The organism is Reyranella sp., from assembly GCF_965249915.1.
GTDB lineage: Bacteria > Pseudomonadota > Alphaproteobacteria > Reyranellales > Reyranellaceae > Reyranella.
In genome coordinates this window covers 496,778-517,387 of record NZ_OZ252257.1, presented here as the reverse complement: position 1 = coordinate 517,387, position 20,610 = coordinate 496,778, and the positions used below count along the sequence as shown (strand labels likewise).

General features: G+C 67.0%; 20 protein-coding genes. 11 read left to right on the top strand and 9 right to left on the bottom strand.

All coding sequences use genetic code 11. The annotated features are described in order from the left end of the window. Positions 1-36 precede the first annotated feature (36 nt). Together ACP15H_RS02490 and ACP15H_RS02485 are read left to right on the top strand one after the other, a co-directional pair. Positions 37-615 (top strand): ankyrin repeat domain-containing protein, encoded by a 579-nt coding sequence (locus ACP15H_RS02490; RefSeq protein WP_425064644.1) that lies wholly within the window; start codon positions 37-39, stop codon positions 613-615. Then, positions 616-1,338, top strand: a complete 723-nt coding sequence (locus ACP15H_RS02485) for an alpha/beta fold hydrolase (RefSeq protein ID WP_425064643.1) — start codon at positions 616-618, stop codon at positions 1,336-1,338. 51 nt (positions 1,339-1,389) lie between these two features. On the opposite strand, the gene ACP15H_RS02480 is transcribed toward ACP15H_RS02485, so the two are convergent. Beyond that, positions 1,390-2,313, bottom strand: a complete 924-nt coding sequence (locus tag ACP15H_RS02480; RefSeq protein WP_425064642.1) for an IS110 family transposase — start codon at positions 2,311-2,313, stop codon at positions 1,390-1,392. 344 nt (positions 2,314-2,657) lie between these two features. Between ACP15H_RS02480 and ACP15H_RS02475 the strand changes: the two genes are divergently transcribed. Beyond that, complete coding sequence (locus tag ACP15H_RS02475) at positions 2,658-3,830, top strand: IS110 family transposase (RefSeq protein ID WP_425064641.1); 1,173 nt, start codon at positions 2,658-2,660, stop codon at positions 3,828-3,830. A gap of 378 nt (positions 3,831-4,208) precedes the next feature. On the opposite strand, the gene ACP15H_RS02470 is transcribed toward ACP15H_RS02475, so the two are convergent. Further along, the gene (locus ACP15H_RS02470) at positions 4,209-4,952 is read right to left on the bottom strand and encodes an SDR family NAD(P)-dependent oxidoreductase (protein WP_425064640.1); all 744 of its coding nucleotides are present in this window, start codon (positions 4,950-4,952) and stop codon (positions 4,209-4,211) included. Between the two features lie 89 nt (positions 4,953-5,041). Here ACP15H_RS02470 and ACP15H_RS02465 point away from each other — a divergent pair, with 89 nt between their 5' ends. From ACP15H_RS02465 to ACP15H_RS02455, 3 genes are all read left to right on the top strand, one after another. Beyond that, positions 5,042-5,533, top strand: a complete 492-nt coding sequence (locus tag ACP15H_RS02465; RefSeq protein ID WP_425064639.1) for a thioesterase family protein — start codon at positions 5,042-5,044, stop codon at positions 5,531-5,533. A gap of 8 nt (positions 5,534-5,541) precedes the next feature. Continuing rightward, positions 5,542-6,057 (top strand): thioesterase family protein, encoded by a 516-nt coding sequence (locus ACP15H_RS02460; RefSeq protein ID WP_425064638.1) that lies wholly within the window; start codon positions 5,542-5,544, stop codon positions 6,055-6,057. 460 nt (positions 6,058-6,517) lie between these two features. Further along, positions 6,518-7,441 carry an IS110 family transposase gene (locus ACP15H_RS02455; protein WP_425064637.1) on the top strand — a complete coding sequence of 308 codons (924 nt, stop codon included), beginning with the start codon at positions 6,518-6,520 and terminating at the stop codon, positions 7,439-7,441. A gap of 72 nt (positions 7,442-7,513) precedes the next feature. Here the strand turns inward: ACP15H_RS02455 and ACP15H_RS02450 are convergent, their stop codons facing one another. The 6 genes from ACP15H_RS02450 to ACP15H_RS02425 form a co-directional block, all read right to left on the bottom strand. After that, complete coding sequence (locus ACP15H_RS02450) at positions 7,514-8,005, bottom strand: N-acetyltransferase family protein (RefSeq protein WP_425064636.1); 492 nt, start codon at positions 8,003-8,005, stop codon at positions 7,514-7,516. Further along, on the bottom strand, positions 7,995-8,750 hold the full coding sequence (locus tag ACP15H_RS02445; protein WP_425064635.1) for an SDR family NAD(P)-dependent oxidoreductase: 756 nt from the start codon (positions 8,748-8,750) through the stop codon (positions 7,995-7,997). The genes ACP15H_RS02450 and ACP15H_RS02445 overlap by 11 nt, the downstream gene beginning before the upstream one ends. Further along, positions 8,747-8,965: a DUF2783 domain-containing protein gene (locus ACP15H_RS02440; RefSeq protein ID WP_425064634.1), complete on the bottom strand. Its 219-nt coding sequence runs from the start codon at positions 8,963-8,965 to the stop codon at positions 8,747-8,749. Before ACP15H_RS02440 ends, ACP15H_RS02445 begins: the two co-directional genes overlap by 4 nt. 11 nt (positions 8,966-8,976) lie before the next feature. Further along, positions 8,977-10,563, bottom strand: coding sequence for an FAD-dependent oxidoreductase (locus tag ACP15H_RS02435; RefSeq protein WP_425064633.1), 1,587 nt, complete (start codon positions 10,561-10,563; stop codon positions 8,977-8,979). A gap of 24 nt (positions 10,564-10,587) precedes the next feature. Next, positions 10,588-11,544, bottom strand: coding sequence for an MBL fold metallo-hydrolase (locus ACP15H_RS02430; RefSeq protein WP_425064632.1), 957 nt, complete (start codon positions 11,542-11,544; stop codon positions 10,588-10,590). A gap of 81 nt (positions 11,545-11,625) precedes the next feature. Then, the gene (locus tag ACP15H_RS02425; protein ID WP_425064631.1) at positions 11,626-12,645 is read right to left on the bottom strand and encodes a S1C family serine protease; all 1,020 of its coding nucleotides are present in this window, start codon (positions 12,643-12,645) and stop codon (positions 11,626-11,628) included. Between the two features lie 81 nt (positions 12,646-12,726). Between ACP15H_RS02425 and ACP15H_RS02420 the strand changes: the two genes are divergently transcribed. From ACP15H_RS02420 to ACP15H_RS02400, 5 genes are all read left to right on the top strand, one after another. Next, positions 12,727-15,018 (top strand): ATP-dependent helicase, encoded by a 2,292-nt coding sequence (locus tag ACP15H_RS02420; protein WP_425064630.1) that lies wholly within the window; start codon positions 12,727-12,729, stop codon positions 15,016-15,018. A gap of 25 nt (positions 15,019-15,043) precedes the next feature. Then, positions 15,044-16,369, top strand: coding sequence for an ABC transporter substrate-binding protein (locus tag ACP15H_RS02415; protein ID WP_425064629.1), 1,326 nt, complete (start codon positions 15,044-15,046; stop codon positions 16,367-16,369). A gap of 138 nt (positions 16,370-16,507) precedes the next feature. Beyond that, positions 16,508-18,190 (top strand): ABC transporter permease, encoded by a 1,683-nt coding sequence (locus ACP15H_RS02410; protein ID WP_425064628.1) that lies wholly within the window; start codon positions 16,508-16,510, stop codon positions 18,188-18,190. Beyond that, positions 18,187-19,209, top strand: coding sequence for an ABC transporter ATP-binding protein (locus tag ACP15H_RS02405; protein ID WP_425064627.1), 1,023 nt, complete (start codon positions 18,187-18,189; stop codon positions 19,207-19,209). Before ACP15H_RS02410 ends, ACP15H_RS02405 begins: the two co-directional genes overlap by 4 nt. 2 nt (positions 19,210-19,211) lie before the next feature. Further along, positions 19,212-20,099 carry a 50S ribosomal protein L11 methyltransferase gene (locus ACP15H_RS02400; RefSeq protein WP_425064626.1) on the top strand — a complete coding sequence of 296 codons (888 nt, stop codon included), beginning with the start codon at positions 19,212-19,214 and terminating at the stop codon, positions 20,097-20,099. 70 nt (positions 20,100-20,169) lie between these two features. Here ACP15H_RS02400 and ACP15H_RS02395 read toward each other — a convergent pair whose 3' ends face one another. Next, positions 20,170-20,577 carry a DUF1127 domain-containing protein gene (locus ACP15H_RS02395; protein WP_425064625.1) on the bottom strand — a complete coding sequence of 136 codons (408 nt, stop codon included), beginning with the start codon at positions 20,575-20,577 and terminating at the stop codon, positions 20,170-20,172. Between the last annotated feature and the right edge of the window lie 33 nt (positions 20,578-20,610).

Genomic DNA, 20,610 nt, shown 5'->3' with positions numbered 1-20,610 from the left:
GCATACTCCGTTGGTTTGGGGCACGGTATCACGCCGATGAAAGCCCGCGAAACGCTGCGCCTCGTCCTGGCCCTCCTCCTTCTGCTATGGAGTGGCGCCGTGACCGCCCAGCCCCTCACCGAAAACGAAGGCGCCCTGATCGCGGCGACGCAGCGCAACGACGTCGAGACCGCGCGCCGGCTGATCGCGGCCGGCACCAGCGTCAACGCGCAGGACGAGAAGCGCGACAGCGCCTTCCTGCTGGCCGGCGCCGAGGGGCGACTCGAAATCCTGAAGCTCACGCTAAAGGCCGGCGCCGACCTCAAGAGCACCAACCGCTATGGCGGAACGGCGCTGATCCCGGCCTGCCATCACGGTCATGTCGAGACGGTGCGCGAACTGCTGAAGACCGCGATCGACGTGAACCATGTGAACCGGCTCGGCTGGACCGCCCTGCTCGAGGTCGTGATCCTGGGCGACGGCGGACCGGCCTATATCGAAATCACGCGCCTGCTGCTCGCGCACGGCGCCGACGTCAATCTTCCCGACAACCAGGGCGTCACGCCGCTCGGTCACGCAAGACAGCGCGGCCAGCGCGAGATCGCCTCGATCCTGGAGGCCGCCGGCGCGCGCTGAATGGTCAAGTCCCGTACCTACGTTTGTCTTCCCGGTGCCTGGATGGGCGCCTGGTCCTGGAAATTCGTGATCGAGCGCCTGACCGCAGCGGGCCATGACGCCCGCGCGCTGCCCTTTCGCGGCATCGGCGAGCGCGCGGCGGAACTGTCGCCCGAACTCGACAACGACGTGTTCCTGGCCGACACGATCGCCACGCTGGAGAAGGAGGACCTGCGCGACATCGTGCTGGTCGGCCACAGTTTCGGCAGCCTGATCGCCACCCTCGTCACCGATCGCATCCCCGAGCGGATCGGCCATCTCGTCATCGTCGACGGCGGCATCGCGACCGACGGCCAGTCGATCTTCGGCCGCATTCCGCCCGAGATCGTGGCCAAGCGGAAGAAATTGATGAAGGTCGTGAACGGCACGGAGGTCCTGCCCTTCGCGCCGGTCGGCAGCCTGATCATCGACGATCCCGACCTGGCCGCCTGGACGCACAGCCATCTCACGCCGCACCCCGTTGCCTGCTACACCAAGCCGATCACGCTGCATCATCCCGCCGGCAACGGCCGCCCGATGACCTACATCGCCTGCACCAAGCCGCGCTATCCGGTGTCGGCCGGCATGCACGAGAAGGTCCAGGCGATGCCGCACGTCCGGTATCGCTCGATCGAAGCCGGCCACAACTGCATCATCTCGGCCCCCGATCTCGTCGCCGCCGAGCTTCTGGCGATCCCGCGGTGAGTGGGCGGCAAACACCAACAAGCACCTCACCCTGAGCGACCGTCGTGTTGGTCAAGCGTTTGCCCATTGTTTTCTGTCCCTGAGGATGGCGTTGAGGATGGTCACGAGCTTGCGCATGCAAGCGCCGATGGCGACCTTTGCCGGCTTTCCTGCGGCGCGCAGGCGATGATAGGTCAGCGCCAAGGGCAGCTTGCGGCGGATGGAGACGAGGATGCTCATGTAGAGGGCAGCCCGTACGACGGGTCGTCCTCCCGCGATGGTACGGCGGCCACGCAAGGTGCCGCTGTCGCGATTGAACGGGGCGACGCCGGTCAGGGAAGCAATCTCGCGTCGGCCGAGACGGCCCAGTTCAGGCAGTTCGGCGATCAGGGTGCGGGCGATCCTGGGCCCGATGCCGGGAACGCTGATCAGAAGGTCCTCCGCTTCCCGCCAGGTCGGTGTTCCCCGGACGGCGGTGTCGATGTCGTCGTCGATCTGTTCGAGCTGGGCCTTCAAGGTGGCAAGCACGCGATCGACGCTCTTGAGGGTGCGTCGAACTGTGAGCATGCGCCGGCGATTGCTCTCGGCCCCGATCATCTCGACGAGCTGACGGCGGCGGGCCATCAGTTCGCCCAACAGTCTGGACTGCTCGTCAGCGAGCGGTCGCGCCGGTGGGTTCACCGCCTCGGCGAAGTGGGCGATGACAGCGGCATCCAGCGCATCGGTCTTGGCCAGCCGTGCGGTGGCCCGGGCGAAGTCTCGGATCTGCCGTGGATTGACGACCGCCACGGGCAGGCCCGCCGCGCCCAGGCCTGCCGCCACGATCGTCTCGAAGCCACCGGTTGCTTCGAGCACGATCAGAGCAGGTGCCATTTTACTCAGCCGCCCAATCAGGTCCTCGATGCCTTCTCCGTCGCGGGCAACGGTGAAGGCCTCGCCGGCGGGGCGCACATGAACATCCAGGCGCTCTTTCGCCACATCGATACCTACGAACATGGATCTTGGCTCCCATCCTTGCGCATGCGGGCTCGCGGTTCGGCCCAGGCGACCGTTCGGGATCACAAAATCAACGGTGGAGGCGCCGAGCTCAGGGACGGGCTTGGAGGCCCCAGGAGCCTGCGGGCTCTCCACCGAGACCGCATCTGCAACTCTACGCCGGCGCGGCCGTGTCTTGATACAAGGAGCGCTCCACAGGGGCGCGTCTCGAAGGGTGGGCACACGCACCACGTTTGTTGCCCATCCTTCGAGACGGTCGCTGCGCGACCTCCTCAGATTCTATGTGGCGACGAGAGGTCGAGAGGTAGGTTTGGAGTTGCGAGAACCGAACCTACGGAGAAGTTATGACGTCTTCACATCCCATAGACACCCCCGCCGCCGGCGAGAAGGATGCCACGTTGTACGTGGCGTTTGAACTGAGCAAGTCGAAGTGGCTGATCGGTATGGTGATGTCCGGCGAGAGCAAGATGAGCCGCCACCAAGTGGCTGGCGGCGATACGGCGGCGGTGTGGCAGCTGATCTCGAAGAAGCGCGCCCATGCGGAGAAGCATGGCCGGCCGGTGCGTGTGGTGAGCTGCTACGAGGCCGGCTATGACGGCTTCTGGTTCGATCGTTGGCTGGCCGGGCAGGGCGTCGCCAATCGGGTGCTCGATCCGTCGAGCATCGAGATGCCGCGGCGCGCGCGGCAGGCCAAGACGGACCGTCTGGACCTCGAGCGTCTGATGCGGGTGCTGATCCGCCACGAGGGTGGCGAGCCGAAGGTCTGCAGCGTGGTTCATCCGCCGACCCCCGAGCAGGAAGACGCCCGTCGGGTGTCGCGCGAGCGGGACCGGCTGATCGGCGAGCGCACCGCCCATGTCAACCGCATCAAGGGTCTGTTGCATGGCCAGGGGATCCGCGACGTGCATCCGCGCCGCAAAGGCTTCCTCGAGCAGCTTGCCCAGCTTCGGACCGGCGACGGCCGCGCCGTGCCGGCCAACCTGGCGGCCGAGATCCAGCGCGAGCACGCCCGTCTGGTGCAGGTCGGCGAGCAGATTGCCGAAGTCGAGAGCCAGATGACGGCGGAGCGTGCCGCCGCGGCGCCGGACAGTCGGGCCAGCCAGGTCAACCAGCTGATCAGCCTGAAGAGCGTCGGGCCGGTCGGCGGCGAGACGCTGGTCAACGAGGTATTCTGGCGCGACTTCCAGAACCGGCGCCAGGTCGGAGGCTATTTTGGCCTGGCCGGGACGCCGTTCGACAGCGGCCAGAGCTCGCGCGAGCAGGGCATCAGCAAGGCCGGCAACGCCCGCGCCCGGACCTTGGCCATCGAGCTTTCATGGCTATGGCTGCGCTACCAGCCCGCCAGCACCTTGAGCCTGTGGTTCACGAGCCGCGTCGGCGATCAAAAAGGCCGTGTCAGACGCATCGCCATTGTGGCCCTGGCGCGCAAGCTGATGGTGGCGCTGTGGCGCTTCCTCACCCAGGGCCTGGTGCCCGAGGGCGCCAGGCTGCGAGCTGCCGCACCGGCCGGCCGCTGAACGGCGGCGGCCCGGTGTGTTGCGCAGGAAGCTGATGATGACCGTCCTCATCCATGGACCATGCGGTACCGCTGTCTCAGAAGGGTCTCATCGTTTCCTGGGCAAGACCTCGACCGTGCATGAGGGATTTGGGTGCGGGGCGCAGCGACGCCCGACCGGATATAAGGTGATGCCGTCGACACAACGTGCATTGGCCAGACGCCCAGACTTCCAACGCAACGCGCCGAAGGCCGCCCCTCCACGCACCCCTTCCAGCGCCGCGCTCGCGCGCGGCACTCTCAAGCTTCCATCCCCGAGACGGTCCGATGATTGAGGGACAAAAAATCCAACCCGCCCCTTGACCGTTCAGCGCTCATATAAGGATGAGGTGGTACGAGTTTAGAACGGCTCCTTGTAGGGGCGCAGGTCGATCTCGTGCGTCCAGGCGCTGCGGTGCTGGCGGTGGAGGTGCCAGTAGCTGTCGGCGATCGCGTCGATGTTCAGCAGGCCGTCCGGTCCGGCCTTGTCGGCGCGGTCGGGCATGCGCGAGAGCAGACGCTCGCCCTCGATGCCGCCGTCGATGATGGCATGCGCGACATGGATGCCCTGCGGCCCGAACTCGCGCGCCATCGACTGCACCAGCAGGCGCAGGCCGCCCTTGGTCGCGTTGAAGGCGGCAAAGCGCGGCCGGCCGCGCAGCGAGCCCGAGGCGCCGGTGAAGATCACGGTGCCGCGGCCGAGCGGCGCCAGCCGGCGCATGGCTTCCCGGCCAAACAGGAAGCCGGCGAAGCAGCCGACCCGCCAGGAGTCCTCGAAATGCTGCGCCGTCATCTCGCGGAAATCGACGGCGGCGTTGTTGCCCATGTTGAAGACCAGCAGGTCGGCCGGCGCGCCGTCCGCATCGTCGCCCATCGCCTTGTCGAACAGCGCGACGACCTCATCCTCCTTCGTGCCGTCGACCACGACCGCGGTCGCCGAGCCGCCGGCCTCGCGGATGCCCTGCACGACCTTGTCGATCTTGGGGCCGGTGCGACCGGCGACCAGCACGTGATAGCCCTCTTTCGCAAAGCGGCGGCTCGCGGCCGCGCCCAGGCCGCGCTCGGCGCCCACGCCCAATACGACCGCCTTCGTCTTCTTCGCCATGTTCGCTCCTCGCAACGCCGTTGCACGGAACTTGCGGTGCGCCGCGCCCCTTCGCTACGGTCGATCGCATGAAATTAGCTCCATACCCCATGATCGATCTCGACCTCACGGCGCCGCTGGACCGGCATCGCGCCACCGTGCTGCCCGACTGGATCGACTGGAACGGCCACATGAACGTGGGCTACTACGTCGTGGCCTTCGACAAGGCGACCGACACGCTCTGCCAGCAATTCGCCTGCGGCTGGGAATATACGCGCGACAAGATCGGCATGACCTTCGTGCTCGAAGCGCACGTGACCTACGATCGCGAGGTCAAGGAAGGCGATCCCCTGCGCATCACCACGCAGATCCTCGATCACGACGCCAAGCGCATCCACTACATCCACATGATGTATCATGCCCAGGAAGGCTATCTCGCCGCCACCAACGAACTCATGCTGATGAACATCGACTACCAGACCCGCCGCTCGGCGCCGTGGCCCGACTTCGCCATGGCGCGCATCGAGAAGCTCGCCGCGGCCCACGCCGCCCTTCCCCGCCCGGCCCAGGCCGGCCGCCTCATCGGAATCAAGAAGAAGTAACAGCGTCCATGCTTCAGTCCCTGCCGTACGAACTTCCCGAACTGATCACCCGCGCCCCACTCGACACCCACCGCTCCGCCGTCCTCCCGGAATGGGTCGACTGGAACGGCCACATGAACGTGGCCTTCTACGTCACCGCCTTCGACCAGGCGTCCGGCGCCTTCATGCGCAACATCGGCCTGGGCCGCCGCTACGTCGACGGCAAGCTCGGCATGACCTTCGTGCTGGAGACCCACGTCACCTACGACCGCGAGCTCCGCGAGGGTGCGCCGTTGCGCTTCACCACCCAGCTGCTCGCGCGCGACGCCAAGAAGGTCCATCTCTTCCACGAGATGTACCATGCCGAGCAGGATTACCTGGCGGCAACCAACGAGACGATCCTGATGAACATCGACTACGAGACAAGGCGTTCCGGTCCCTGGCCGGTGCCGGTGACCGAGCGTCTCGACGCGCTCTGGGAGACCCACAAGGTCCTGCCCAAGCCGGCCAAGGCCGGCCGCGTCATGGGACTCACCAAGCGATGACGGTTGGCGAGGCGTTCCTGACCACGCCTCGCCTGACCCTCCAATACGGGTTCATAAACGAAATAATCGAAATATCCGAAACAACTGAAACGAACTCGCCCTGGGCCTAAATGCGGCACCAGGATACCGCGCGGATCGGCGCTTGGGCTTGCGCCTTTCCACTTCAACTTCACTCAAACCACCATCCTGAGGAGGCCCGAAGGGCCGTCTCGAAGGATGGGCAACGGACGGTGTGCTTGTGCCCACCCTTCGAGACGCGCTCCTGCGGAGCGCTCCTTGTATCAAGACACGGCCGCGCCGGCGTAGAGTTGCAGGTGCGGTCTCGGTGGAGAGCCCGCAGGCTCCTGGGGCCTCCAAGCCCGTCCCTGAGCTCGGCGCCTCCACCGTTGATTTTGTGATCCCGAACGGTCGCCTGGGCCGAACCGCGAGCCCGCATGCGCAAGGATGGGAGCCAAGATCCATGTTCGTAGGTATCGATGTGGCGAAAGAGCGCCTGGATGTTCATGTGCGCCCCGCCGGCGAGGCCTTCACCGTTGCCCGCGACGGAGAAGGCATCGAGGACCTGATTGGGCGGCTGAGTAAAATGGCACCTGCTCTGATCGTGCTCGAAGCAACCGGTGGCTTCGAGACGATCGTGGCGGCAGGCCTGGGCGCGGCGGGCCTGCCCGTGGCGGTCGTCAATCCACGGCAGATCCGAGACTTCGCCCGGGCCACCGCACGGCTGGCCAAGACCGATGCGCTGGATGCCGCTGTCATCGCCCACTTCGCCGAGGCGGTGAACCCACCGGCGCGACCGCTCGCTGACGAGCAGTCCAGACTGTTGGGCGAACTGATGGCCCGCCGCCGTCAGCTCGTCGAGATGATCGGGGCCGAGAGCAATCGCCGGCGCATGCTCACAGTTCGACGCACCCTCAAGAGCGTCGATCGCGTGCTTGCCACCTTGAAGGCCCAGCTCGAACAGATCGACGACGACATCGACACCGCCGTCCGGGGAACACCGACCTGGCGGGAAGCGGAGGACCTTCTGATCAGCGTTCCCGGCATCGGGCCCAGGATCGCCCGCACCCTGATCGCCGAACTGCCTGAACTGGGCCGTCTCGGCCGACGCGAGATTGCTTCCCTGACCGGCGTCGCCCCGTTCAATCGCGACAGCGGCACCTTGCGTGGCCGCCGTACCATCGCGGGAGGACGACCCGTCGTACGGGCTGCCCTCTACATGAGCATCCTCGTCTCCATCCGCCGCAAGCTGCCCTTGGCGCTGACCTATCATCGCCTGCGCGCCGCAGGAAAGCCGGCAAAGGTCGCCATCGTCGCTTGCATGCGCAAGCTCGTGACCATCCTCAACGCCATCCTCAGGGACAGAAAACAATGGGCAAACGCTTGACCAACACGACGGTCGCTCAGGGTGAGGTGCGTCTTACAAGATCCGATTCCATTCCGAACAAGAGGGAAGACTCTAATCGCCCGCAAGCTTCGACAGGGCTTCGCCGCTCAGGCGATAGGGCAGCCAGTTACGGATCCAGCGATAGCCCAGGCGCTCGTAGAAGCCGCGCGCCGGGTTCCAGTCGAGCACGTTGAGGTCGATGCGCTTGTAGCCCCTGGCTTCGCATTCGCGGGCCAGCCCCTGCATCAGGGCGCGCGCCACGCCGCCGCGACGTTCCTCCGGCACCACCCAGATGTCCTCGATGAAGATGCCGCGGGCAGCGGTCCAGACGGAATAGTTGAACGTGTAGAGGACGAAGCCCACCGGCGTGGAACCGCGCTCGGCGATCAGGGCGGCGAATTGCGGATTCTCGCCGAAGCCGTCGCGCGCCAGCGTCTCGGCAGTCGAGCCGACGGCGTCGGGCTCGTCCTCGTAGGTCGCGAGATCGACCGAGAAACGATGCAGCGTGTCGACGTCCGCGACCGTGGCCGGCCGCACGACGAGCTTTCGAAGATCAGACGGCAAGATACCCTCCATCGACCGGCAGGATGGCGCCGGTGATGTAGCTCGCCGCCTCCGAACACAGGAACACGACCGGCCCGGCCAACTCCTCGGGCTGCCCCACGCGCTTCATCGGCACGTGCGCGAGGAAGCCGTCCAGCTTCTTCGGGTCGGTGCGCGTCACCTCCGTCATGGCCGTGGCGATGATGCCGGGCGCCAGCGCGTTCACCCGCACGCCGTCGGACGCCAGCTCGGTGGCGAGCGCGCGCGTGAACTGGGCCAGGGCGCCCTTCGACACCGGATAGACGCCGCTGCCGGCTGGCGCGACAAAGGAATTGATCGAGGCGATGTTCACGATGCTGCCCCTGGTGTGCTTGAGCTGGTCCAAGAAGGCCATGGTGACGTTGAACGGCCCCTGGACATTCACCTCCATGGTGCGTTCCCAGCGTGCCCGGCCGTCCGGCTCCGTCATGCCGCCGCGCAGGAAGATGCCGGCATTGTTCACCAGGATGCTGATCGGGCCGACCAGCAGGGAGACGTCCTGCGCCAGTTTCGTGCAGCTCTCCGCGTCGGTGACGTCGAGCGCGTGACCGCGCGCCTCGCCGCCCGCCTTGACGATGCTGTCGGCGATCGCACGCGCCGCCTCGAGATCGACGTCGGTGACGATGACGCGCGCGCCGGCTGCCGCGAGACCGCGCGCGATGGCGGCGCCGTTGCCCCGGCCCGCGCCGGTGACCAGCGCCAGCCGGCCCTTGAGCGTGTCCTTCATGTCTCCTCCATCGTCTCGCGCGCGGCCTTCAGCGCCTCGTGCAGCACCGCCTCGTCGCCCACATGGTTCGCCAGCAGGAGGATCAGCCGCGCGTCGAAAGCGCGGCACTGTTCGTCGTTGAGGTCCCGATGCGCATCGACGATCGCGTTGTAGACGTCGTCGGGGCGCGCGAGATTGAGCGTACGACGCAGGGCGCCGGTCGTGATGTCGGCCATCCCGATCTCCTTCAGCCGTTGCCCGTGGCCCGCCTGACGGCGGCCGCGATCGCCAACTCATCGAAGCTGCGCCAGCGCGCCGCAACATAGCGGTCGGGCCGGATCAGGTAGGTCGTGCCGGGCCGGCCATCATAGCGCTGGCGGGCAAGCCCGTCGCCCGCGACGCGGATGCACGTCACGCCCGACGGCAGGTTGCCGACCGGCACGTCCGTGTCGCCGAAGGTCAGCAGGGTGAAGCCCGGCCCCAGCGCATCGATCAACCATCCGCTGCCGTCCCGGCCGACCGGCGCATCGAGCATCGCCCGGCCGGGCCCCGGTCCGCGCGCCCAGTCGGCATCGAGGTCTGGCGTATCGAGCGGCGAGCCCGGCTGCGCGGTGGGCACCGAGAGCCGGCCGCTGTTGATCAGCGCACGCGCAAAGGGAAAGTCGCGCGCCAGCGACAGCGTGGCGTCGCGGAAGGCCCGCGAGGCGGCAAACTTGGGCGTGATGAAGTCGGTGCTGCGCGTCGAGTTCAGGATGTTCTCCTGGGCCGCGGCACGCCGTTCGCTGCAATAGCTGTCCAGCAGCGACACCGGCGACGCCTTGCCCAGAACCATCGCCAGCTTCCAGGCGAGATTGTCGACATCGGCGATGGCGCCGTTGCCGCCGCGCGCGCCGAACGGCGAGACGACGTGCGCGGCATCGCCGGCGAAGATCACGCGGCCGTGGACGAAGCGCTCCATCATGCGGCAAGTGAAGGTGTAGACGCTGGTCCACTCATGCTCCCAGCGCGCCTCGGGACCGAACATCTGGCGCAGGCGCCGGTCGATGTTCTCCGGCTTCTTCTCCTCCTCCGGATCGGCGTCGGGACCGAGCTGAAAATCGACCCGCAGCACGTTGTCGGCCTGGCGATGCAGCAGCACGGAATTGGTCGGATGGAACGGCGGGTAGAACCAGAAGCGCCGCTCCTTGGGCAGCTCGCTCAGCAGCCGGAGGTCGGAGATCAGGAACCGGTCGTGGAAGACCTCGCCGGGATAGGGCAGGTCCATCAGATGACGCACGGTGCTGCGCACGCCATCGCAGGCCACCAGCCACTCGGCATCGAGCGTGTAGCGGCCGTCCGGCGTTTCGACCTCGACCGCGACGCCATCGGGGCCCGGCGTGACCCCGACCACCTTGTTGCGGAAACGCATCTCGACCACGGGCTCGGCGAGGCAGCGGTCGAAGAGATACTCCTCCACGTAATACTGCTGCAGGTTCACGAAGGCTGGGAATTTGTGGCCCGGCTCGGGCTGCAGGTTGAAGCGGAAGACCGGCTTGTCGTGGAGATAGAGCTCGCCCTGTTCCCAGGTGATGCCCTTCTCGACCATGCGGCTCGCGACGCCGAAGCGATCCCAGGTTTCCAGACTGTGCTTGGCCTGGCAGATCGAGCGGCTGCCGAGGCTCACCGTATCGTCCTCGTCGAGCACGACCGACGGCACGCCACGCCGGGCGAGCGCCAGCGCCAGCGTCGGCCCGGCCATGCCGGCGCCGACGATCACGACCGGCCGGCGCCTGCGCTCGCCATCGAGCTCAGGCGGCTTTCGGTACTCGTAATGTCGATAGGTGTAGGAACTCATCGGAGCACGCCACGGAAAGCAGCGTCACTCGGCCTTTTCGAGCGCCGCCCACATCTCGATGTCGCGTTCGGCGGTCCAGATGCGCGGATGGTCGAGGCCCTTGGCCTCGTCGTAGGCGCGGCTGACGTCGAACGGCATGCAGTGCTCGAAGATGACCCAGTTGCCGTAGCGCGGCTGCAGCGCGGTCATGGCCTTGTCGTAGGCGACCTTCAGCGAGTCGCCGGCCTCGGCGCTCTTCTCAACGACCTTGTAGAGGTCGCTGAGGAACGCCTGGGTCCCGGCGATGCCCTCCTCGACCGCGCCCTCGCCGATCAGCGCGTCGCCGCGGCCCGGGACCAGCGCCTCGGCCTTGAGGTCGCGAAGCTTCTGCAGCGTCGCCGGCCAGTCCTTGTAGTGCGCATCGCCGCAGTACGGCGTGGCGCCATACTCGACGAGGTCGCCGCTGAACAGGGTGCGCTCCTCGGGCAGCCAGACGATCGTGTCGCCCTTGGTATGGCCGCGGCCGGCATGGATGATGTCGACCTGCAGCTTGCCCAGCCACAGGGTCATGCGGTCCGCGAAGGTGATGGTGGGCCAAGTCAGGCCGGGAATGGTCTCCGCCGCCTGGAACAGGCGCGGGAAGCGCTGCAGCTCCGACTTGTAGTCCTGCGCGCCGCGCTCGACGATCATGTCGCGCGTCGCCTCGCTGCAGATGATGTGCTCAGGGCTGTAGCCGCTGGCGCCCAGCACGCGCACGGCATGATAGTGCGACAGCACCACGTACTTGATCGGCTTGTCGGTGACGGTGCGGATTCGCTCGATCACCTGCTCCGCCATCTTCGGCGTCGCCTGCGCATCGATCACCATCACCGCATCGTCGCCGATCACGATGCCGGTATTGGGGTCGCCCTCCGCGGTGAAGGCATAGGCGTGTTCGGAGAGACGGCTGAAGGTGATCTTCTTGTCCGTCATATCCGCCTGTGAGGCGAACGCCTTGGCCATCGATATCTCCCCCGTTGTCGCTTGACCGGAACCTATGCAGCGCGCGGCGCTTGAGTCAAAGCGTGGCTATTCACAGGCGGGTCAGTCGCTGCCGTATTTGTGGTAGGTCGAGCGATCGCCGGTGCGGACGCTGACGTCGAACGCGTCGCCGTCGCGCTCCAGCCGGAGGTTCACGACCGAGCCGGCCGGCCCGATCGCCCAGAGCTTGCGATAGAAGTCGCCGACGTCATCGAGGACCTCGCCGTTCAGCGCGTGCAGGATGTCGCCGCGCTGCAGGCCGGCGCGGTCGGCGGGACCGCCGTCGGAAATGCCGCCGACCACCAGCTGGCCCATATGCTCGACCGTGTAGATGCCGAGCCAGGGGCGCGGCGGCGTCGACAGGCGGCCGGTGGCGACCAGCTCGTCGAAGATCGGCTTCAGCCGGTTGATCGGGACGTACATGTTGCCGGGGAAGGCCGGCGAGCCCGGGCCCAGCGCTTCCTGCACCAGCAGCGAGCCGACTCCGAGGAGTTCGCCGCTCTGGCCGATCAGGGCCGAGCCGCCCCACAGCGGATAGGCCGGTACCGTGAAGATGGCGCTGTCGAGCAGATACTCCCAGTAGCCGGCGAATTCGCGCCGGCCGGCGACCTTGACCTTGAGGGCCGCCTTCTCGCCGCCCAGCCCCGCGACATAGGCCTCGCCGCGCAGGATGAGCGAATCGGAATCGCCGAAGCGCATCGGCTTCAGCGGAAGCGGCGTCTCGGTGCGAACCAGTCCAAAGCCGCTCTCGTAGTCGTAGCCGACGATGTGGGCGGGAAACTCGTTGCCCTCGATATCGGTGATCGTCACCGTGTCGGCTTCCATGATGAGATAGCCGATGGTGAGGACGAGACCCTCCTCGTCGACCAGGATGCCGTGACCTTCACGCTCCGTGCCCAAAGTCTGGGCCGAGCGGCGGCGCTCCGGAATGGTGGTTTTGACGCCGACCACGGCGGGCAATGCCGCTGCGACCGGAGGCGGCAGGGTGGAGCCGCCGCCGGGGGTGCGGGCGACCACGCCCTCGTCGCCGGGCGGCGGCCAATGGCCCGACCCGTTTGCGGAACCGTTCAACCCTCGGGCCATCCGCACACCTCCGCCGCGCACCATGCGCGTCCACAGTCTCAAAGATAGGCGTCCGCCGTCGCGATTGCTATATGACGGTACATGGCGCCCCCCGCCGATCCGTTCGAAATCACCGATGACCCCGCTCCGGCCGATCCCGTGCCCGCGCGGCGTGCCCTCGCGCCCACGGCCCATCTCGAGGGGCTGAACGACGAGCAGCGACAGGCCGTCACCCATACCGGCGGCCCTTTGCTGGTCCTGGCCGGCGCCGGCACCGGCAAGACCCGCGTGCTCACCACCCGCATCGCCCATCTGCTGCTCACCGGCCAGACCAGAACCTCGCAGATCCTGGCGGTCACCTTCACCAACAAGGCGGCCCGCGAAATGCTGGACCGCGTGGCGAAGCTGATCGGCGGCGCGGCGGACGGGATGTGGCTGGGCACCTTCCACGCGATCGGCGTACGAGTGCTCCGCCGGCACGCCGAGCTGATCGGGCTGAAGAGCAATTTCACCATCCTCGATACCGACGACCAGACGCGTCTGATCAAGCAGCTGCTGCAGGCCGAGGGGATCGACGACAAGAAGTGGCCGGCGCGGATCCTCTCCGGGATCATCCAGCGCTGGAAGGATCGGGCGCTGACGCCGGACAAGGTATCGGGCGCCGAGGCCGGCGACTTCGCCAACGGCCGCGCCGCCGACATCTACCGCCAGTACCAGGAGCGCCTCGCCGAGGTGAACGCCGTCGATTTCGGCGACCTGGTGATGCACTGCGTGACCCTCTGGCAGAAGCATCCCGACATCCTGGCGATCTACCACGGCCGCTTCCGGCACATCCTGGTCGACGAATACCAGGACACCAACGTCGCCCAGTATCTCTGGCTGCGCCTGCTGGCGCAGGGCACGCAAAACGTCTGCTGCGTCGGCGACGACGACCAGTCGATCTATGGCTGGCGCGGCGCCGAGGTGGGCAACATCCTGCGCTTCGAGAAGGATTTCCCCGGCGCCACCATCGTCCGGCTGGAGCGCAACTACCGTTCGACGCCGCACATCCTGGCCGCCGCTTCGCACCTGATCTCCCATAACGAGGGACGCCTCGGAAAGACACTGTGGACCGACACCAAGGAAGGCGAGCGCATCTCGCTGCGCGGTGTCTGGGACGGCGACGAGGAAGCGCGCACCATCGGCGAGGAGATCGAGGCGCTGCAGCGCGACAAGCACAAGCTCGCGCAGATCGCGATCCTGGTGCGCGCCGGCTTCCAGACCCGAGAGTTCGAAGAACGGTTCATCACGATGGGCCTGCCCTATCGCGTGATCGGCGGGCCGCGCTTCTACGAACGCCAGGAAATCCGCGACGCGCTGGCCTATTGCCGCGTCACCGTCCAGCACGACGACGACCTGGCCTTCGAGCGCATCTACAACACGCCGCGCCGCGGCCTGGGCGAATCGGCCCTGCGCACGCTGAGGCTGATCCAGCGCACGCAGAAGATCTCGCTGTTCGAGGCAACGCGGCGGGCGCTCGAGACCGACGAGCTGAAGGCCCGCCCGCGCAAGTCGCTGGGCGACCTGATCCGCAACTTCGAACGCTGGCGCGCCATGCTCGACGGCATGAGCCATGTCGAGGTGGTCGAAACCATGCTCGACGAGTCCGGCTACACCGACATGCTGCGGCTCGACCGCTCGCCCGAGGCGGAAGGCCGGCTTGAGAACCTGAAGGAGCTGGTCAACGCCCTGCAGGAGTTCGATTCGCTGCCGGCGTTCATGGAGCACGTGGCCCTGCTCACCGACATGGCATCGCGCGACGATACCGACATGGTGAGCGTGATGACCCTGCATGCCGCCAAGGGGCTCGAGTTCGACACGGTCTTCCTGCCGGGCTGGGAGGAAGGCCTGTTCCCCAACCAGCGCGCGCTCGACGACAAGGGCCAGTCCGGTCTCGAGGAAGAGCGGCGGTTGGCCTATGTCGGGCTGACGCGGGCGCGCAAGCGGGCTTATGTCTCGTTCGCCGCCAACCGGCGTGTCTTCAACCAGTGGCAGGCGGCCATCCCGTCGCGCTTCCTGCGCGAACTGCCGCCGGGCCAGCTCGCCGAGAGCAGCGACGCCGGCCTCTACGCGACCTACTCGGCGGGCCATCATGGCGGCCTGCGCGACCAGGCCAGCGGCTTCGAATATGAAAGCCTGGGGGTCACCGGCCGACGCGGCCGCTATCGCGACGAAACGGCCGACGACCGCCGCGCGACCGAAGGCGACAGGGTCGATCTCAGCATCGGCCAGCGCGTCTTCCACCAGAAATTCGGTTACGGTCTCATCGTGGCCGTTGACGGCAACAAGCTCGACATCGAATTCGAGAAGGCCGGCTCCAAGAAGGTGCTCGACAGTTTCATCGAAGCAGCCTGATCAGAAACGACAGGAGAGAAACCCCATGTTCCGCCGCTCCGCCCTTGCCCTCGGCTCCGCCCTGGGTGTCGTGCTCGCCTCCGGCGCGGGCTTCGCGCAGACCGGCAAGGTGACGGTGGTGACCTCCTTCTCGAAGGACGTCACCGACCCGATCAAGAAAGCGTTCGAAAAGGCCGTGCCGGGTGCCACGCTGGAAGTGCAGAACCGCAACACCAATGCGGGCGTGAAGTTCATCGAGGAGACCAAGGGCAACAACCAGGTCGATCTCTTCTGGGCCTCGGCGCCCGACGCCTTCGAGGTGCTGAAGGGCAAGAAGCTGCTCAGCCCCTACAAGCCCAAGGCCACCGGCATCGCCGAGAAAGTCGGCTCCTATCCGGTGAACGACAAGGACGGCTTCTATTCCGGCTTCGCGGCCTCGGGCTACGGCATGATGTGGAACGAGCGCTACGTGAAGGCCAACAAGCTGCCGACGCCGAAGGAATGGCAGGACCTCGCGCAGGCACCCTATTTCGATCATGTGTCGATCTCCGCGCCGTCGCGCTCGGGCACCACGCATCTCACGATCGAGACGATCCTGCAGGGCGAGGGCTGGGACAAAGGCTGGCGGACCACCAAGGACATCGCCGGCAACCTGCGCACGGTGACCGACCGCTCGTTCGGCGTGCCGGAGGCGGTGAACTCCGGCCAGGTCGGCTACGGCATAGTGATCGACTTCTTCGCCTTCTCCTCGCAGGGTGCGGGCTTCCCGGTGAAGTTCGTCTACCCGTCGGTGACGACCCTGGTGCCGGCCAACGTCGCCGTCGTCGCCAACGCGCCCAACAAGGCGGGCGCCGAGGCCTTCATCGAGTTCCTGCTCTCGCCCGTGGGCCAGGAAGTGCTGCTGGAGCCGACGATCCGCCGCCTGCCGGTGCGTCCCGAGACCTACGCCAAGGCACCGGCCGACTATCCCAATCCCTTCAAGGACAAGAACCTCCAGGGCCTGCTGACCTTCAATGCCGAACTGTCGGAAGGCCGCACCGCCGCCGTCGACACGCTGTTCGACCAGCTCATCACCTTCCAGCTCGAGCCGCTGAAGGCCGTGACCAAGGTGCTGCACGAGGTCGATGCGGCGCTGAAGAAGAAGGACAATGCCCAGGCCCGCGCGCTGGCCAAGGAAGCGCGCGACCTGATTGCGGCCATGCCGATCACCGAGGCCCAGGCCGCCTCGCCCGAGATCAAGGCCGCCTTCACCGGCGCCAAGGAGAAGTCTTCGCGCCAGGCCGAGCTGGAACAGCAGTGGGCAGCCTTCGCCAAGGAGAAGTATGCCGCGGCCAAAGCCAAGGCCGACGAGGCGTTGAAGCTGGCCCGCTAGTGCGTCGGACATGAATCAAGGGTCCTTCGCTGCGCTCAGGATGACAGGGTTTCTTGAATCAACGCAGTGCGCCAGGCACAGAAAAACTGTCATCCTGAGCGCAGCGAAGGACCTTTCTTTGGTTGATGGGCGAAGCGAATGACTTCGATTCGGTCGCCCGGTCAGATTGCCCTCGCCCTCGCGATCGCGCTGTTCCTCGGCATCTTCCTGATCGTGCCGGTGGCGACCGTGGTCTATGTCGCCTTCACCGACAAAGGCGGCGGCGGGTTGACGCTCGTGAACTTCCTCGACTTCGGCCGCACCGACCTGTTCGTGCGGTCGTTCTGGAATTCGGTCTACGTGTCGGGAATGACCGTCGTCTGGGCCTCGGCGCTCGCGCTGCCGCTCGCCTACCTGACGACGCGCTTCGAGTTCCGCGGCGCTATGCTGGTGCAGACGCTGGGCTTCCTGCCGCTGATCATGCCGCCCTTCGTCGGGGCGGTGGCGATGCAGCTCCTGTTCGGCCGCAACGGCTCGGTGAACCTGCTGCTCGACGAATGGTTCGACTTCAAGATCGGCTTCATGGAAGGGCTGAACGGCGTCATCTTCCTGCAGGCGATACACTACTTCCCGTTCATCCTGGTCAACCTCTCGGCGGCGCTGCGCAACATCGACCGCAGCATGGAGGAGGCGGCGCAGAACCTGGGCTCGCACGGTCTGCGCCTGTTCCGCCGCATCGCGCTGCCGCTGGCGCTGCCCGGCTACATCGCCGGCGCCAGCCTCGTGTTCGTGAAGGTGTTCGACGATGTGGCGACGCCGCTGCTGCTCAACGTCAAGGAGATGCTGGCGCCGCAGGCCTATCTGCGCATCACCTCGATCGGCATCGACGATCCGATGGGTTACGTGATCTCGGTCGTGCTCATCCTCGTTGCCGTCGCGACCATGTGGGCGACCGCGCTCGTCATGAAGGGCAAGGACTACGCCACGACCCAGCGCGGCGGCGGTGGCCTCGCCCGGCGCACCCTGAAGCCGCGCGAGCAGGCGCTAGCCTATGCCGTCGTGTTCTTCATCCTGGCACTGGTGCTGGCGCCGCATGTCGGGCTGGTGCTGCTGTCCTTCGCCACGGTCTGGTCGTTCAGCCCCCTGCCCGACGGCTACACGCTCGCCCACTATACGCGCGTGCTGGGCGACAGCTCGGTCTACATCAAGAACACGCTGCTCTATGCCGGTCTCGCCGCCACCATCGACGTCGTGATCGGCGGCGCCATTGCCTATCTGGTACTACGCACGCGCCTGCGCGGACGGCAGTGGCTCGACTGGGCCGCCAGCACCGCACTCGCCGTTCCCGGCGTGGTCCTGGGCATCGGCTATCTGCGCGCCTTCTACGGCGTCAGCCTGCCCGATGGCACGCCGCTCGCGACGCTCTGGATCGTGATCGTCCTGGCCATCGCCATCCGCCGCCTGCCCTACGCACTGCGCGCGGCCTATGCCGCCCTGCAGCAGATTTCGGTGTCGCTGGAGGAAGCGGCAGAGAACCTCGGCGCCACCAAGGCCCGCACGGTGCGGCGGGTCGTGATTCCGCTGATGACCGGCGGTCTGCTCGCCGGCTTCGTCACCAGCTTCGCCACGGCCGCGGTCGAGCTGTCGGCCGTGCTGATCCTGGTGCAGTCGAACTCGGACGCGCCGCTCGCCTACGGGCTCTACGTGCTGATGCAGACCCCGGCGGGACGCGGCGCCGGCGCGGCGCTGGGCGTGATCGCCGTGCTCATCGTGGCGATCTGCATGTGGCTGTCGCAGCTTGCGGTCGATCGCTCGCAACGGGCACGGGGCATGGATATATGACGGACATGACCATGTCGAAGCCGGCTCGGGCTGTGGGCATCGAGATCACGGGCGTCAACCTCTCCTACGGTTCTACCCATGTGCTGAAGGATGTCGCCCTGTCGATCCGGCCCGGCGAATTCTTCGCCTTCCTGGGCCCTTCGGGCTGCGGCAAGACAACCCTGCTTCGGCTGATCGCGGGCTTCGCCCAGGCCCAGACCGGCAAGGTGCTGCTCGACGGCCAGGATGTGGCGCCGCTGCCGCCGTGGAAGCGCGATGTCGGCATGGTGTTCCAGAGCTATGCGCTGTGGCCGCACATGACGGTGGCGAAGAACGTCGCCTTCGGGCTGGAGGAACGCCGGCTGCCGCGTGCCGAGATCAACCGGCGGGTCGTGCAGGCGCTCGAACTGGTGGGGCTCTCCGCCTATGCCGAGCGCCGGCCTGCCCAGCTCTCGGGCGGCCAGCAGCAGCGCGTCGCCGTGGCGCGTACCATCGCCATCGAGCCCAAGGTGCTGCTGCTCGACGAACCGCTGTCGAATCTCGACGCCAAGATGCGGGTCAGCGTGCGACGCGAACTGCGCTCGCTGCAGCAGCGGCTCGGCCTCACCACGATCTTCGTGACCCACGACCAGGAGGAGGCCAACACGATCTGCGATCGCATCGCCGTGATGGACGCCGGCAAGGTCCAGCAGGTCGGCACGCCGATGGAGCTGTACGAAAATCCGGCGAACCTGTTCGTGGCGAACTTCCTGGGCTCGGCCAACATTCTTGACGAGCGCGCCGGCGTGCCGATTCCCGCCGGCAAGCGCCTGGTTTTCCGGCCGCAGCACGCCGCCCTGACCTCGCCCGAAGGTGCGGCCCTGCGCGGGCCGGTCACGCACCGCGAGTTCCTGGGCGCGACCGTCCGCTACGCCGTGCGCATCGGCGACAGCGAAGTGCTGATCGAGACGCCGTTCCAGTCCGGCAGCGAGCTGCGAGACGTCGGCGACAATGTCGGCGTGGACTTGCCGCCCCGGCGCATGCTCTTCCTTCCGGCATGAGCATGAGCAAAGTACGCAAGGCCGGCTTCGTCGCGCCCGCCGCCCAGCGCGCCGACTGGGAAATCCTTCTGGAAGAGCGGCTGGGCGAGGAAGGCTTCATCGTCGCGAGCTGCGAGGTTTCGCGCGACGGTCCCTGGCGCATCGACATTTTCGGCGAAGGGGACGAAGCGCTGGTCGAGGCGGCCATCGACGCCGCGGCCCACGCCCTTGGGCTCGAGCGTCCGGACTGGCGCTGGGAGGCGCTGCCCGACATCGACTGGGTGGCCGAGAACCAGCGCTCCTTCCGCCCCTTCGCCGTCGGGCCCTTCTGGGTGCATCCTTCGCATGTTACCGACGGCCGGCCTGCCGGCCTGTTGCCCCTGCGCATCGACGCCGGCCTGGCCTTCGGCACCGGCACGCACGCCACCACCCGTGGCTGCCTCGAAATGCTGGCGACCCTCGATCCGGCAGAGACGGTCAATGCCGTCGATGTCGGATGTGGCAGCGGCATCCTCGCCATCGCCATGGCCAAGCTGTGGCAGCGGCCGGTGATCGGTGGCGACAACGATGCCGAGGCGGTGGAGGTCGCGCGCGAGAATGCGGGGCTGAACGGCGTACCGGAGCTTTGCTCCTTCTTCGTCTCCGCGGGCCTGCAAGCCGACGAACTGGCCAGTCGCGCGCCCTACGATCTGGTCGTGGCGAACATCCTGGCCGCGCCCTTGCTGGATCTCGCGGAGGTATTCGGCGCGTCGGTCCGTTCCGGCGGGCGCGTCCTGCTGAGCGGCCTGCTGGTCGAACAGGCGGCCGACATCCTCGCCGGCTATGGGCGCTGCGGCTTCACCTTCGAGCGCCGCATCGATCTGGAAACGGGCGGCGCCTGGTGGCGCAGCCTGGTTCTGCGCCGGACCTGACGCCCCAGAACGCGAAAGGGCCGGCTTTCGCCGGCCCCCTTACGCTTACGCTACGCTACTCAACAGTCGGCTACGCCGCGCGGCGCAGATTCTGGTTTGCCGCGGTGACCTGCCCGCCGACATCGTCGAACCGCGGAGCCACGCCCTCGGCGGCCTCACGGATCGCGAAGGTGATGTCGCCCCGGCACAGGCCGAGGTCGGACAGTTCGCGGTCGCTCATGCGGTGGAGCTGGGCCTCGGCGGCGCGCAGCTTGAGGTCGGCCTTGATCCCGCCGACGGCGCGCTCATATCGGCGGCCGAGCCACAGGATCGCGTCACCCAGGGCGTTCGCCAGCCATTCGGCACGCGCGTAGCGGGCGCGCAGCTCGAGCAGGCGGCGATCATCGATGGTGAAGCTGATCTTGGAAGTCGCGTTTCCCCCCGCCGGCGCAGTTTCGCTGGTCAGATCCTTAAAGGTCCGAATCGGCTGGGTCATCATGAGTCTCTCCTTCTATTGTGCGGCGCGATAGTC

Coding starts and splice junctions, on each gene's coding strand:
- ACP15H_RS02470 (WP_425064640.1), bottom strand. CDS start 4,952: ATGGCGAAGAAGACGAAGGCGGTCGTATTGGGCGTGGGCGCCGAGCGC.
- ACP15H_RS02400 (WP_425064626.1), top strand. CDS start 19,212: ATGAGCAAAGTACGCAAGGCCGGCTTCGTCGCGCCCGCCGCCCAGCGC.
- ACP15H_RS02465 (WP_425064639.1), top strand. CDS start 5,042: ATGATCGATCTCGACCTCACGGCGCCGCTGGACCGGCATCGCGCCACC.
- ACP15H_RS02475 (WP_425064641.1), top strand. CDS start 2,658: ATGACGTCTTCACATCCCATAGACACCCCCGCCGCCGGCGAGAAGGAT.
- ACP15H_RS02440 (WP_425064634.1), bottom strand. CDS start 8,965: ATGGCCGACATCACGACCGGCGCCCTGCGTCGTACGCTCAATCTCGCG.
- ACP15H_RS02485 (WP_425064643.1), top strand. CDS start 616: ATGGTCAAGTCCCGTACCTACGTTTGTCTTCCCGGTGCCTGGATGGGC.
- ACP15H_RS02420 (WP_425064630.1), top strand. CDS start 12,727: ATGGCGCCCCCCGCCGATCCGTTCGAAATCACCGATGACCCCGCTCCG.
- ACP15H_RS02455 (WP_425064637.1), top strand. CDS start 6,518: ATGTTCGTAGGTATCGATGTGGCGAAAGAGCGCCTGGATGTTCATGTG.
- ACP15H_RS02395 (WP_425064625.1), bottom strand. CDS start 20,577: ATGATGACCCAGCCGATTCGGACCTTTAAGGATCTGACCAGCGAAACT.
- ACP15H_RS02430 (WP_425064632.1), bottom strand. CDS start 11,544: ATGGCCAAGGCGTTCGCCTCACAGGCGGATATGACGGACAAGAAGATC.
- ACP15H_RS02410 (WP_425064628.1), top strand. CDS start 16,508: ATGACTTCGATTCGGTCGCCCGGTCAGATTGCCCTCGCCCTCGCGATC.
- ACP15H_RS02490 (WP_425064644.1), top strand. CDS start 37: ATGAAAGCCCGCGAAACGCTGCGCCTCGTCCTGGCCCTCCTCCTTCTG.
- ACP15H_RS02480 (WP_425064642.1), bottom strand. CDS start 2,313: ATGTTCGTAGGTATCGATGTGGCGAAAGAGCGCCTGGATGTTCATGTG.
- ACP15H_RS02460 (WP_425064638.1), top strand. CDS start 5,542: ATGCTTCAGTCCCTGCCGTACGAACTTCCCGAACTGATCACCCGCGCC.
- ACP15H_RS02435 (WP_425064633.1), bottom strand. CDS start 10,563: ATGAGTTCCTACACCTATCGACATTACGAGTACCGAAAGCCGCCTGAG.
- ACP15H_RS02415 (WP_425064629.1), top strand. CDS start 15,044: ATGTTCCGCCGCTCCGCCCTTGCCCTCGGCTCCGCCCTGGGTGTCGTG.
- ACP15H_RS02425 (WP_425064631.1), bottom strand. CDS start 12,645: ATGGCCCGAGGGTTGAACGGTTCCGCAAACGGGTCGGGCCATTGGCCG.
- ACP15H_RS02445 (WP_425064635.1), bottom strand. CDS start 8,750: ATGAAGGACACGCTCAAGGGCCGGCTGGCGCTGGTCACCGGCGCGGGC.
- ACP15H_RS02405 (WP_425064627.1), top strand. CDS start 18,187: ATGACGGACATGACCATGTCGAAGCCGGCTCGGGCTGTGGGCATCGAG.